The organism is Ruegeria sp. CDSB022 (genome assembly GCF_059611145.1).
In genome coordinates, this window is sequence record NZ_JBXWOZ010000016.1 from 61,732 (window position 1) to 74,984 (window position 13,253).

At 55.9% G+C, this 13,253-nt stretch carries 12 protein-coding genes; 11 read left to right on the forward strand and 1 reads right to left on the reverse strand.

The window, feature by feature from the left end; translation table 11 throughout:
* The first annotated feature begins 3 nt into the window (after window positions 1-3).
* The 8 genes from AC2FIZ_RS17870 to AC2FIZ_RS17905 all read left to right on the forward strand — a co-directional run bounded on the left by AC2FIZ_RS17870 (window position 4) and on the right by AC2FIZ_RS17905 (window position 10,528).
* The gene (locus tag AC2FIZ_RS17870; protein ID WP_142636089.1) at window positions 4-1,980 is read left to right on the forward strand and encodes a CocE/NonD family hydrolase; all 1,977 of its coding nucleotides are present in this window, start codon (window positions 4-6) and stop codon (window positions 1,978-1,980) included.
* Between the two features lie 21 nt (window positions 1,981-2,001).
* Window positions 2,002-3,567 (forward strand): ABC transporter substrate-binding protein, encoded by a 1,566-nt coding sequence (locus AC2FIZ_RS17875; protein ID WP_496791421.1) that lies wholly within the window; start codon window positions 2,002-2,004, stop codon window positions 3,565-3,567.
* Between the two features lie 86 nt (window positions 3,568-3,653).
* Window positions 3,654-4,592 carry an ABC transporter permease gene (locus tag AC2FIZ_RS17880; RefSeq protein WP_271948705.1) on the forward strand — a complete coding sequence of 313 codons (939 nt, stop codon included), beginning with the start codon at window positions 3,654-3,656 and terminating at the stop codon, window positions 4,590-4,592.
* A 12-nt stretch (window positions 4,593-4,604) separates the two neighbouring features.
* Window positions 4,605-5,462: an ABC transporter permease gene (locus AC2FIZ_RS17885; protein WP_281995038.1), complete on the forward strand. Its 858-nt coding sequence runs from the start codon at window positions 4,605-4,607 to the stop codon at window positions 5,460-5,462.
* A complete protein-coding gene (locus AC2FIZ_RS17890) occupies window positions 5,459-6,439 on the forward strand; it encodes an ABC transporter ATP-binding protein (RefSeq protein ID WP_281995039.1) in 981 nt (326 codons plus the stop codon). The genes AC2FIZ_RS17885 and AC2FIZ_RS17890 overlap by 4 nt, the downstream gene beginning before the upstream one ends.
* Window positions 6,436-7,359, forward strand: a complete 924-nt coding sequence (locus tag AC2FIZ_RS17895; RefSeq protein ID WP_142636099.1) for an oligopeptide/dipeptide ABC transporter ATP-binding protein — start codon at window positions 6,436-6,438, stop codon at window positions 7,357-7,359. The genes AC2FIZ_RS17890 and AC2FIZ_RS17895 overlap by 4 nt, the downstream gene beginning before the upstream one ends.
* 11 nt (window positions 7,360-7,370) lie before the next feature.
* Window positions 7,371-9,017: an amidohydrolase gene (locus AC2FIZ_RS17900; RefSeq protein WP_282027168.1), complete on the forward strand. Its 1,647-nt coding sequence runs from the start codon at window positions 7,371-7,373 to the stop codon at window positions 9,015-9,017.
* Window positions 9,014-10,528: a M81 family metallopeptidase gene (locus AC2FIZ_RS17905; protein ID WP_281995041.1), complete on the forward strand. Its 1,515-nt coding sequence runs from the start codon at window positions 9,014-9,016 to the stop codon at window positions 10,526-10,528. The genes AC2FIZ_RS17900 and AC2FIZ_RS17905 overlap by 4 nt, the downstream gene beginning before the upstream one ends.
* A 151-nt stretch (window positions 10,529-10,679) precedes the next feature.
* Here AC2FIZ_RS17905 and AC2FIZ_RS17910 read toward each other — a convergent pair whose 3' ends face one another.
* Complete coding sequence (locus AC2FIZ_RS17910) at window positions 10,680-10,823, reverse strand: hypothetical protein (protein ID WP_282027169.1); 144 nt, start codon at window positions 10,821-10,823, stop codon at window positions 10,680-10,682.
* Between the two features lie 237 nt (window positions 10,824-11,060).
* On the opposite strand from AC2FIZ_RS17910, the gene AC2FIZ_RS17915 reads away from it, so the two are divergent.
* The 3 genes from AC2FIZ_RS17915 to AC2FIZ_RS17925 all read left to right on the forward strand — a co-directional run.
* Window positions 11,061-11,657, forward strand: a complete 597-nt coding sequence (locus AC2FIZ_RS17915; protein ID WP_281972986.1) for an RNA polymerase sigma factor — start codon at window positions 11,061-11,063, stop codon at window positions 11,655-11,657.
* Complete coding sequence (locus AC2FIZ_RS17920) at window positions 11,654-12,394, forward strand: hypothetical protein (RefSeq protein ID WP_496791422.1); 741 nt, start codon at window positions 11,654-11,656, stop codon at window positions 12,392-12,394. Before AC2FIZ_RS17915 ends, AC2FIZ_RS17920 begins: the two co-directional genes overlap by 4 nt.
* A gap of 54 nt (window positions 12,395-12,448) precedes the next feature.
* A partial coding sequence (locus tag AC2FIZ_RS17925; protein ID WP_496791424.1) for a helix-turn-helix domain-containing protein occupies window positions 12,449-13,253 on the forward strand: 805 nt, incomplete at its 3' end.

Sequence of the window (13,253 nt, forward strand, 5' to 3'; positions counted from 1 at the left end):
CAGATGCCAATCGAAACAATCGAAAACACATGGATCACACTCGCCGATGGGCGACGGCTTGCGGCGCGCCTCTGGTTGCCCGAGACAGGCCCCACACCGGCCATTCTGGAATATCTGCCATATCGCAAACGTGACGGTACCGCGCCCAGAGACGAAACAACACACACGGTTTTTGCAAAGGCGGGCTATGCCTGTATTCGGGTCGACATAGCTGGCACCGGGGACAGCGAAGGGCAATTCGACGACGAGTACTCGGAACAGGAACTGCATGATGGTGAGCAAGTCATAGCCTGGATTGCCGCGCAGGATTGGTGTGACGGCAATGTCGGGATGATTGGGATATCTTGGGGCGGGTTTAATGGTCTGCAGCTGGCCTTCAGGCAACCACCTGCACTGAAAGCCATCGTCAGTGTCGCTTCGACTGTGGATCGATATGCCGATGACATCCATTTCATGGGTGGGTGCCTGCTGAGTGACAACATGAATTGGGGCAGTCAGATGTTTGCCTATCTGACGCGCCCAGCTGATCCAGAGCTTCGAGCAGATTGGCGACAGGACTGGCTTGCCCGACTGCAAAACGTCCCATTCTCTTCTGCAGATTGGCTGCGACATCAGACGCGCGACCCATATTGGAAGCACGGCTCAGTTTGCGAGGATTGGACCGCGATCCAAACCCCTGTCTTGGCGATTACAGGCTGGGCAGATGCTTACGTCAATGCGCCTCCGGCTTTGGCAGCCAACCTGACGGCGCCAACCAAAGCTATCATTGGGCCGTGGGAACACCGCTATCCGCACATCTCAAAGCTTGATCCCGCAGATTTTCATTCCGAAGTCGTCGGATGGTTTGACCGCTGGCTGAAGGGACAACAAAACGGCGCCGAGGACTTGCCTGCCTATCGGACATACATGCAGGAACACTTCAATCCGACTGCGCAAAACGGTCCTCGGAAAGGTCGTTGGATTGCAGAGACGGCATGGCCGTCACCTCATGTCTCAGAACGGGTCTGGCATCTGGTTCCTGGTGGGTTTTCGCGGGACCCGGTGGTTGGCACGGTCGTTGTCACGTCGCCCAACCATGTTGGTGGGGAAGGCGGATATTTCTGTGCGGGCATGCGTATCGACAATGAACTTGCAGGGGATCAGTCCGGTGATGATGCCTTATCGGTCTGTTTTGACAGCTCGCCGCTGCAAGCACCGCTCGAGCTGCTGGGTCGGGCAAAGCTAAAGTTCCAGTTTTCAGTGGATCAGCCTGTTGCCCAGCTTGTCGCGCGGCTGTGTGATGTTTCACCCGAAGGTGTGTCACAGCGGATCAGCTATCGTCCGTTGAACCTGTGTCACTCCCACAGTCATGAGACGCCGCAGGCCCTGCAACCAGGTGAGCTCTACGAGGCTGAAATCACGCTGAACGAATGTGCGCACCATTTGCGCGAGGGCCACGTTTTGCGACTGGCGTTGTCGACGTCTTATTGGCCGATTGTCTGGCCAGCACCTCAATCGGCCACGGTAACTTTACACTTGCTGGATTGTGCTCTTCATCTGCCGGTGCGCGAAGTTGCGCATGAAATTCAAGCCTCTGAACCCGGCCCGGCGCAGGCGTATCCGGTTCTGGCAGCTGAGCAGTTGCGTTTACCTTCAGCGCAATCAGAACGCACGGTGACGGAAAGCGGTTGCGTGGTTCTGGAGACGTTTGATGACTATGGTAAAACGCGCGATCCCTACCACGATCTGATTGTTGGTAGCGACGTACGCATGCTTTACCGCATTCACCCCGATGATCCGAAAATCGCGTATTTCGAGACCGCTTGGAGTTTTTCGTTCGAGCGCGAAGAATGGCAGGTCGCCATCACGACCGAGTGCCGCATGAGCTGTGACACCGAGAATTTCTATCTCTACCGCAAACTACGCGCCGCTGAAGGCGCAAATGAAATCGAAGTCCTAACAAGGGAATGGTCCGAAACCGTTCCACGCGGACTTCTCTGACTTAATCTAAGGGAGGATACTATGAAGATCGAATGGACAAAGGCCAATGTTGGTCGCCGGAGGTTTCTGAAAGGTGCAACTGCGCTAGGGGCCGCTACAGCGCTTCCGATGGGGTGGGCGAACCGCGCGTTTGCAGCAGACGACGGTGTTCTGCGGGTGCGGGCTTATGGTGATGCACAGAACATGGATCCAGCACATTCCGTTGGTGTCGTTGAAGAAGAAGTGCATGCCTCCATCTACAACAAGCTGATCCAATACAAGCCGGGCGAGGAATGGGGTTGGCAAATGGATGCGGCAACTATGATCGAGCAGGTTGACCCGACCCATATCAAGTTCGCATTGCGTGACGATATTGGATTCACTAACGGATTTGGCGCGATGACTGCTGAAGACGTCAAATTCAGCATGGAACGGATCGTGGACGACGCGACCGACAGTCCGAATAAGCCCGACCTAGGGCCATTCAGCCATGTTGAAGTGACAGGAGACCGTGAAGGGACAATCGTTCTGAACAGCCCGTTTGCCCCGATCTGGTCGATTGCCCTGCCGTATATTACTGGCAACATCGTCTCCAAGGCAGCGGTCGAAGCCGCCGGTGGCCGGATCGGTGCTGATCCGGTTGCGGAATCCGGCCCGTATCTGCGAGACAGTTGGTCGCCCAAAGAAAAGACCGTTCTAAAGCGCAACCCTGACTGGAAAGGGGATGCCCCCGCTTGGGATACCGTCGAGATCTATCCGATCGATGATGAAAACACGGCCGAGATTGCGTTCGAGGCAGGCGAGTTGGACGTAACTCGCGTGTCGCTGGGCTCAGTTGAGCGGTATCGCGCCGGGGTTCCCAATGGTGGGTCGCTGGTTGAGAAACCCTCGCTTTACTATGTCTGGATGGGAATGAACGTCGAGCATCCAAAGCTGCAAAATCAAAAACTGCGGCAGGCAATTCAGCACGCAGTGGATGTTCCGAGCATCCTGGAGGCAGCATATTTTGGAGCTGCTGAACCGGCTACCGGCATCATCGCACCGGGCCTTGCTGGCCATCGGCCATCTTCGCTTGTACCACCTGAGGCGAACTTCGAGAAAGCCGCGCAGTTGCTCGCGGAATCCGGTGAAACCAATGTCACGCTAACCCTCGATACGTTGAACAAGACGACCTTTACAACAACTGCACAGATTATTCAGGCGACGCTGGCGCAGATCGGAATCACGGTTGAGGTTAACGTTCTGGAATCCGGGGCATTCTGGGCGTCTGGTGACAATGAGAACCTACAGCTTGTTCTGAACCGTTTCTCGATGACGCCTGATCCGTATTATGCGACGTCGTGGTTCACACCTGAACAGATCGGGAAATGGAACTGGGAACGGTTTAACAGCCCGGAATTTAACGAAATCCATGAATCTGCGGCTGCTGAAACGGACATCGCAAAGCGAGCTGAAATGTATCAGCGTGCGCAGGATCTGATGGAAGAAAGCGGTGCTTATCGCTTTATCACTCACGAGGCGACACCGGTTATTCACAGCGCATGCGTCATTCCAGCGCTGCGGCCAGATGGCCTGTCCCTGCTTCGCTATTTTGGCAAGGCGACCTGATCTCCCCAGGTCGACCGGGTGCGGCGGGTGCGTAACGCTCGCCGTACCAACACCAACGCCATCAAGCCAAAAGGAGCCAGTTGGCCATGCTGAAATTCGCAACCCGTCGCTTCGGGCTGTCGCTGCTTATCCTGTTCGTGGCGGTCACCGTCATGTTCCTGATGATCCGCGCCGTGCCAGGCGACCCGGTCCAAATCATGCTCGGCCCACGCGCCACGCCCGAGCTTCAGGCCCAACTCACAGTAGCGTTGGGGCTGGACCAGCCAATCTGGAAACAGCTTTTGATTTTTTACGGAAACCTCTTGCAGGGTGACTTGGGAACCGATGTCTTTTCGGGTCGTTCCGTGACTGACATCGTGTTCCAGCAACTACCATTCACACTGGAACTGATTTTCGCGTCGATCCTGTGGTCAGCAACGCTGGGCATCGCACTCGGCGCCTATGCGGCTGCGCATCCCAATACGTTGATCGACCGAGTTGCCGCCGCGATATCTGTCAGTTTTGTGGCCGCTCCGGCCTTTGTTGTCGCGCTCTTGGCTCTTTTGGTTTTTGCAGTGCATCTACAGTGGTTTCCCGCGATCGGTGCCGGGGAAGGCTTCCTTGACCGTCTTGACCATTTGGTCCTGCCCGCCTTTGCCATCGGGCTCAGTTGGGTTGGCTATATTGCCCGGTTGGTACGCGCCTCGATGCTGGAGGTTATGGGTGAAAGCCATGTCCGCACGGCCCGAGCCTTTGGTATCGCCGAACGTCGCGTGGTCATGGTGTACGCGCTGCGGATCGCCATTTTGCCCGTGGTTACCGTGATCGGTGTTGGGATGGGTTTTCTTCTCAGCTCGGCGGTTTTCGCTGAAATCGTCTTTGCCCGACCTGGTTTGGGCAAACTGGTTATCGACAGCATTACGACCCGAAACTACCCGATTGTGATGGGCTCTGTCCTAGTATCAACAGCTTTGTTCGTGGTGTCGACCGCATTGGCCGATCTGATCAATGCGCTGCTTGATCCACGCGCGCGCACGGCTCATTGAGGAGGCAGGCACATGGAAAAATCTCGTTCCGAAATGGGCCAGATCATAGTCGGCGTTGCGCGCGACCCGCTTGGTCTCATGGGCTTAATCATCGTCGGTGTCATCGTTTTCTGCGCAATCTTTGCGTATTGGATCGTACCCTATGATCCGATTGCGATGGATATCAAATCCCGCTTGCAGGGACCGTCCACAGCACACCTGCTGGGCACAGATCAGTTAGGGCGCGATACGTTTTCGCGGGTCATAGCGGGGGGCCAAGTTGCGCTCAAGGTGGCATTGCCCGCCGTGTTCGGAGCAATGGCGATTGGCCTGACACTGGGCATGATTGCAGGGTATGGGCCGAAATGGCTCGATAATCTTCTAATGCTTTTCTTCGATACCATCCGTTCCTTTCCGACAGTGATGTTCGCGCTGGCTGTTGTGGCCCTGATCGGGCCCAGTCTGCAGACGGTCGTGTTTGTCGTCATGGCGACCTCGATCCCAACCTATGGGCGTGTCGCGCGGACCCAAACGCTGACATTGCGCAATTCCGAATTCATCTTGGCCGAACGGTCGATGGGGGCCAGCATGGCGCGCATTCTGGGTGTGCATATGCTGCCCAACATCATTGGCGTTCTGGCTGTGTTGGCGGCAATGGATATCCCTACAGTCATCGCGCTTGAGGCCGGCCTGTCCTTCCTGGGTCTGGGCGTTAAGCCTCCGACCCCGAGCTGGGGTGCTTTGCTTAAGGATGGCTATTCCCTGATCCGCCAAACTCCTTGGTTGGTTGTTGGCGGAGGCCTGCCGATCATTCTGGCAACGCTTGGCTTCACGTTTCTGGGTGAAAGCCTGCGCGATGTAGTTGACCCGAAACTGAGGAAACAGCGATGACCGAGACACTTCTGGAAATCGACCAGCTTTGCGTCGATTACGAAACAGGCCGTGGCGACCTCAGGGCATTGAGGGACATCACATTCAACGTCAACAAAGGTGAAATCGTTGGCATCGTGGGAGAGTCCGGTTGTGGTAAATCCACATTGATCTCATCCATTCTGCGTTTGACCGCGCCCAATACCCGGTTCCGTGAAGGAGAAATTAGGTTCAAGGGGAAGGATTTGCTGCAAGCTTCTGATCGGCACATGCGGGACCTGCGCGGGGCGGATATATCCATCGTCTTTCAGGATCCGATGCAAACGCACAACCCGGTTCTGACTATCGGTCAGCAGATGCTGGATATTCAGCACCGATCCAGACAGTCCAAAGCTGACAAGTTGGCGCACGCGGCCAAAATGTTGGGCGCTGTTGGCATTCCTGACCCTGAGGCGCGTCTGGCGCAATATCCGCATGAATTCTCTGGCGGGATGCGTCAACGGATCGCCATCGCGATGGCGTTGATGTCCGAACCTGATCTTTTGATTGCGGATGAGCCGACAACTGCACTGGATGCGACACTGGAGGTGCAGATCATTGAGCGCCTGCAAGAGCTGCAGCGCGAGTTTCACTGTGCCATCCTGTTCATCTCGCACCATTTGGGCGTGATCGCAGAACTCTGCGACCGGGTTGTTGTGATGTATGCTGGCGCAGTTGTTGAAAGCGGGGACGTACGGGAGATTTTTCACAATCCTAAACACCCTTACACACGCCGACTGATCGAATGCGACCCCGGTCACATCAAAGAGCGAGCCCGTGTATTGCCAACCATTCCCGGTGAAGTGCCCGACTTGGCCAACCTGCCGGGGGGCTGCATTTTCAGGGATCGTTGTGATCGGGCCATGGCGCTCTGCGCCACCGAAGTGCCGCCACTGGATCAGTTGAAAGAAGGCCATCACGCTGCGTGCTGGCTGAACCATCAGGAGGTCGCATCATGAGCTTGCTGAACGTTGTGGACCTCAATACCAGCTATGGCCCGGTCAATGTACTGGCGGGTGTCAGCTTTACCGTAGAACCCGGAGAGACTTACGCGCTGGTTGGTGAAAGTGGGTCTGGTAAAACCACGGTCATTCGCGCCATTGCCGGGCTAGCACCTGCGCAAGATGGCTCGGTCACCTTCGAAGGTCAGGAAATTCGGGGTGCACCCGAAAGTGTTATGCGCCCGTTGCGCAAAGACATGGCGATGATGTTTCAAGACCCGGTTGGAAGCCTGTCGCCGCGTCTGACCATCCGCAGTCTGATTACCGAGCCTTACCGCATTCAGGGCATGAAGGACCGTGACATGGACGCCGAAGCCAAGCGCCTGTTGGAAATGGTCAACTTGCCCACGCATTTCGCGGACCGCTATCCTTATCAGCTATCTGGCGGCCAAGCTCGGCGCGTGGGTGTGGCACGTGCATTGGCATTGGAACCCAAGTTGATCCTTGCGGATGAGCCCACTGCAGGTCTCGATGTGTCGGTTCAGGGTGAACTGCTGAACCTGCTCAACGACCTGCGCGAAAGGCTGGGGCTTGCGATGGTGATTATCACGCATAACCTTAGCGTCGTACGCCATGTGGCTGACAGAATGGGAATCATGTATTTGGGCCGATTGGTTGAAGAAGGTACAACCGAGGCCATCTTTAACGAGCCGCGCCATCCCTATACCCGCTGCCTCCTGAGTGCCAACCCAGAGCCGGACCCGGATGCGCGGTTGGAACGGATCGCTCTCAAAGGTGAGCCCCCCAGTTTGCTCAAACGCCCGTCCGGTTGTGAGTTCCGCGAGCGTTGTCCCTTTGCCAAGGATATCTGCACCCAGACTCCTGAATGGGAAGTAAATGGCGGCCACGGGCTGCGTTGTCTGGCCCCGCTGTCGTAGTAGGAAATCCAATGCCAAGCACACTATATTTTAACGGCACAATCCTGACTATGGATGCACAGAACTCCTCTCCAGAGGCTGTTCTGACCGAGGGCAAAAGAATTCAGGCCGTCGGTGCTGAAGCAGATCTGCGCGCACGCATGCCGGCTGACTCACATGAGTATAACCTTCAGGGTCGTACACTGATGCCGGCGTTTATCGACCCGCACGGGCATTTCCCGGATCCAGGGTTCATACGGCTGTTCCGTGTCGACTTATCTTCGCCTCCTTTAGGGGACTGCAAGCACATGGCGCAGGCGTTGAATAGGATTCGGGAAAAGGCTGGCGAGACGCCCGAGGGTGAATGGGTCATGGGCGTGTTGTTTGATAATACTGCCATTCGCGAAGGCCGCATGCCTACGCGGGCTGAGCTGGACGATGTATCACAGCGTCATCCAATCTGGGTTATTCATGCGTCGGGGCACTGTGGCGTAGCCAATTCTGTTGCCCTTCACAGGCGCGGGTTAACCCGTCAAACACCTGATCCAGAAGGCGGCCGCTTTGGCCGTGATCCTGAAACCGGAGCCCTGACGGGATTGATCGAAGGATTATCGGCCATGGGCGAGATGGGCGATACTGATTTCCTGATCGACCGCGAAAGGTTCTGGCAAGGCTTTGAGGCCTGTCGTGACGAATACCTATCCTATGGTGTGACCTATGCCCAAAACGCCTGGGCGTCGCAAACCATGTTGGAACACTTTGCCAGCCAGCCCGCGGATCTGGATCCTGGAATAGACATTGAGCTCTTACCTGTCGGAAGTCTGGAACCCGAATTGTCCGAGCATTGGATCGGTACGAACTGGCCCGGCAACCCGCATTTCACACTGGGTCCGCGCAAATTGTTCACGGACGGGGCTTTTCAGTTGCAGACCGCGTTTTTGTCTACCCCGTATTTCAAGCCATCCGATCCCTGTCACCCTTGTGGGATGGTTTACACCTCACAAGAACAGCTAGATGCCGACGTCAGAAAACTCCATAGCAAGGGCTTGCAAATGCATTGCCACTGCAATGGTGATGCCGGTGCCGAGATGTTCATAGATGCGGTGGAAAAGGCGCTTATTGCGCATCCCCGCCCAGATCATCGCCACACCATTATCCACGGACAGGCTCTGCGGGATGATCAGTTGGAGCGTATGGTCCAGCTTGGACTTACCGTCAGCTTTTTTCCGGCTCATATACATTTTTGGGGTGATCGCCACTACGATACGTTCTTGGGGCCGCAGCGCTCCGAGCGGATATCCCCTGCGGCGTCTGCTGAGCGGTTTGGCTTGCGATATACAATCCACAATGATGCCTCGGTCACTCCGACGCGTCCGATTCATCTTGCCCACTGTGCGGTAAATCGAAAATCCGTTTCTGGCCGCGTGCTCGGTGAAGATCAGAAGATCAGCGTTCTGTCAGCCTTACGCGCTCAGACCATCGACGCTGCTTGGCAAGTCTTCAAGGACGAGCAACGCGGTTCTGTCGAACCGGGTAAAGTTGCTGACTTTGTTGTCCTTTCGCGTAATCCACTGCACGATCCGGACCGTCTGACAGATACGCGGGTGCTTGAAACGATCCGCAATGGCCAAAGTGTTTTTTCTGCACCCCATGCCGAACAAGAAATCGAGCACACATGATGGCGACCAAGCGTATTGCGATCGCGGGTTTTCAGCATGAAACTAATTGCTTTGGTGTGACGCAGGCCGGTCTGCACGAGTTTGAGATGGCCGATTCCTGGCCCAGCATGTTGCACGGTGCGCAGGTGATATCGGAAACGTTTGGCATGAACCTACCTATCGCCGGTTTTGCGAAGGCTGCAGCGGCAGCAGGATTTGAAGTCGCACCAACCCTGTGGTGTTCTGCCGAGCCGTCTGCACATGTAACCGATCACGCATTCGAAACAATTTGCGAGATGTTGTTGGATCGCATCCGGGTTGTGGGTGACATTGATGGCGTTTATCTCGATCTCCATGGGGCAATGGTCACCGAAAGCTTCGCTGACGGTGAGGGAGAGCTTCTGCGTCGTGTACGTGAAGTTGTGGGCTTCGAAGTGCCAGTGGTCGCAAGTTTGGACCTTCACGCCAACATCTCGGCTGAGATGGTCGACAATGCAGACTATTTGTCTGTTTTTAGAACCTATCCCCACTTGGATATGGCGGAAACGGGCGCACGATGCGTTCCTGTCCTGCAGCGGTTGCTAGCGGGCGAAACGCTCTACAAGGCTTTCCAACCGGTGCCTTACCTCATCCCTCTGCATGCGCAACATACGGGCTCCAAGCCATTCAGCGAGATCTATCAATTGCCGAAAAGATTTGAGAAGCAGGAAATTCTGGCAGAAATCGCCCTTGGCTTCACCGCTGCGGACTTCTCAGACACAGGCCCATCATGTCTTGCCTACGCGGCCACAGCCCAGAAAGCTGCTGCTGCCGCGGAAGAAGTCGTGCATTTGTTCGTATCTCGCGAAGCCGATCTTGATTGTTCAATGTTGTCTCTAGAGGAAACGGTTTCGATATGTCGCGAGAGGCGGGGAAAACCCATTGTTGTCGCAGATGTCCAGGACAACGCTGGTGCGGGCGGGACATCAGATACTACTGGCCTGCTGGCAGCACTGATTGAGGGCGGGACAAAGAGTGTCTTAATGGGTCTGTTCCATGACCCTGAAAGTGCAAAACAAGCCCATGAGGCAGGAGAAGGTGCACGGGTAAAACTTGCGGTCGGTGCAAAGTCCAACTTGGCTGGGCACGTTCCAGTCAAAGCAGAGTTTGAAGTTCTGGCTTTGGGTGATGGCCTTTGTCGCTATACCGGAAAAATGTATGGCGGTGGGATAGCTACGCTGGGCGAGACAGCTGCCCTACGTTTGGTTGGGCACGAGGCAAGTATTGACCTTGTTGTCACAAGTATACGGAACCAATGTCTTGATCGCGCACATTTTACTCATATCGGACTAGACCCAAAGAACTACGCGGTTATCTGTGTAAAAAGCACCGTACATTTCCGAGCGGACTTCGAACCTATTGCAGGAAATATCTGTTCCGTTTCTTCGCCAGGTGCCTTTCTCTGCAACCTGGAAGAAATCCCCTACACTTGTATCTCCAGAAGGCTGGTTAACACTCGCTGCGCTACCGTTGCCTCAACTGGCACAGGCTAGCGAATTCCGCTGATCTTGCGGGTCCATTATCATCTGTGAAGCGCGCCTTTTGCGGGCTGTGTGGGGTTTTGAGCGAGGCAGTTAACTGCCTCGCATTGTGCCCTTATTCTCGACGGCCAAATTCTAGGAGGTGATTTCGGCCAAGAGAATTTCAGCTCTCTGCCAGCAGACAATAGATAATCATCGTCATCCGCTCGGTTGGAATGTGAAACCAGGCGAACTTCTCAAAGACGGATAACGGATTTTGCGCCAGGACTTCATCCATGAACATGCCCTGATCGACGAGGGGTTTCATCGTGTCCTTGATCGCAAGCATCAAATCGACCGAAGCCTGCATGTCGAACTTGTTATGTACGTGTATCTTCGCGACCTAAACCCATCTCCTTGATCCGGCTGTCTGGATGTAGACTCCGTTCCTAGTGAGGATGTTTCGATCAGAGCCTGCGGATTTCCGATCAGATCACGGGCAATTTCAAAGACCGCATGGTACTTTCCTTTTCAACATAAGTTCCATTTCTTTCCCGCGCAGGGTATGTCAGGCCTGACCCAGCGAACCTGGTTCGTGAAAATGATAGAGGTCGTGAAGCAAACTATGGTCGGTGAATTGAGTTCCGAGCAGGCCGTGCGCGGCGCGATCCAGACGCATTCGAGGCGCGTCTGGCGGTTTGGGCTTGCCCTGTCGGGTGCTTCCGAAGTGGCCGATGATCTGTTGCAGGCTACTTGCCTGCGTGCGCTTGAACGCCACCACCAGGTCACGTCATTTGAGCGGTTGGACAGTTGGTTGATGACGATCTGCCGTTCAATCTGGTTGAATGAGCTGCGTGCCCGCTCGGTCCGAAAAGCGCAGGCACTGTCGTTGACCCCAGAGTCAGAGCTGATTGCATCCGGACCGGACTCGGAAACGAATATATTCGCCGCCGAAGTGTTTACCCAAGTGATGCAGTTGCCAGAAGCACAGCGAGAAACGGTGATGCTGGTCTATGTCGAAGGCTATAGCTACCGCGAGGCCGCAGCATTGCTGGAGGTGCCAATAGGAACGATCATGAGCAGGCTGTCCAATGCGCGACAAAAACTGAAAGTCGTGATGCAGCATGAGGCGGCAGATGCCGTTCGACGGAGTCGCAAATGAAGTTTTCCGATGAAGTTCTCAAAGCGTACCTGGAAGGCAAAGCGAATGAAGCCGAGGCTCAGGCGATAGAAGCTGCGGTTGCGGCCGAACCCGAGCTTGAGGCGCGCCTGATGGAGCTTGATCCATTCGCACCGGTGGTACAAGCGGTGTTTGAACATGTCCCGGCCGAGATGCCCCAGGTGGTTTTGCCTGACCCAAATGCCGAGATAAAAACCAGTGGCGGTCCTCTGCGCCTGTTGGCAGTAGCTGCATCTGTCGCGGTGATTTCTGTGTCGGCCACATATTGGGTAACCAGGCCTCAGCCCATGGGGTGGGCTGAGCAGGCGGCGATCTATCAATCACTATATGCGGCGGACACGATCGCGGGGATGGACAGCTCGGAACAGGCGTTGACAACTCAGTTTGATCAGGCCGAGGCACAGCTGGGTCTGTCCTTGAGACGTGACACTCTTGAGGCGTTGCCGGGGATGGAATTGAAGCGTGCGCAGGTGTTGTCCTTCAGGGGCAAACCGTTGGTTCAAGTGGTCTTTGCGAATGAACAGGGCCAGCCTTTTGCCTTCTGTGTCATTCGTCAGGGTGAAGGCGCGCCAAGCAAGGATTTGAAAGAGGCAGTGCTCGGCGGGTTGGCGACGGCGACCTGGTCCAAAGACGGTTATGGCTATATGTTGATTGGTGACAGCGATCAGACTGACCTGGAAAGTAAGCTGGATATTCTAACCGCGACCTTTGCAAGCTGAGGTCGCGTCAAAAACGCCTTGTGAACCTGCGGAAATACCAGAAATATAGCGGACATGACCACCACACCCGTCATTCCCGATCCGGATGAGGACGAGGACCCCCTCGGCCCGCGCAGCATCTATGATGATGACGACGCTGATGAGGATGATCTGTGGTTCCTGCCACCTGACGAAGAGGCTGTCGAGGATTTCCTGCCGCCCGGTCCAAGGGTCGACCGCAGTCTTTTGTTTGATCCCAGGGACTGGCGTGCGGCGCAGGCAGATCTGTCGTTGGAACTGGCCGATCTGGCAGTTAGTTTTGGCGCCTTGGACGAACGTTTGCGCGCCGGTCCGGATGGGTGGACCCACCGGCTGGCGCTGATGGATGTATCCGATTTGGGATGGTGGACCGGCGACCGGATCAGCGTTGATCGGCTGGCGCTTTGGACCGGGCTTCGGATTGGTGCAACCGGGGATGATGTGCAGGCCCTGTACCGCGCGGGTTGGGCCGTACGGCGGCTAACATCCGGCGCCGCGCCATCGGATGGCGGGTGGGAGACCGGCCTGACAGCCTTTTTAGATCGTATTGCGCAGGGGATTGACGAAGTCCCCGAAGCCATCGCCGATCTTGCCGAAGTCATGCGCAATTCCGAGGGGCTGCACCCGGTGACGCAGGCCGCCATCGGTTTTCATGCCTGGCGGGCCCTGTCTCAAGGCATCGGACAGGATACCGAGGCTGCAATCATTGCCGCCCGTCATGCGGCCAAGATGGGGCGGGGCGGGGCTGTGTTCATGCCCTTGGTTCTGTCGGGTCCGGGTGCGTTGAGAGGTGTTGGTGAACCATCAGAAAAGCTTGCTGCCTGGATCAGGGGAACAGGGC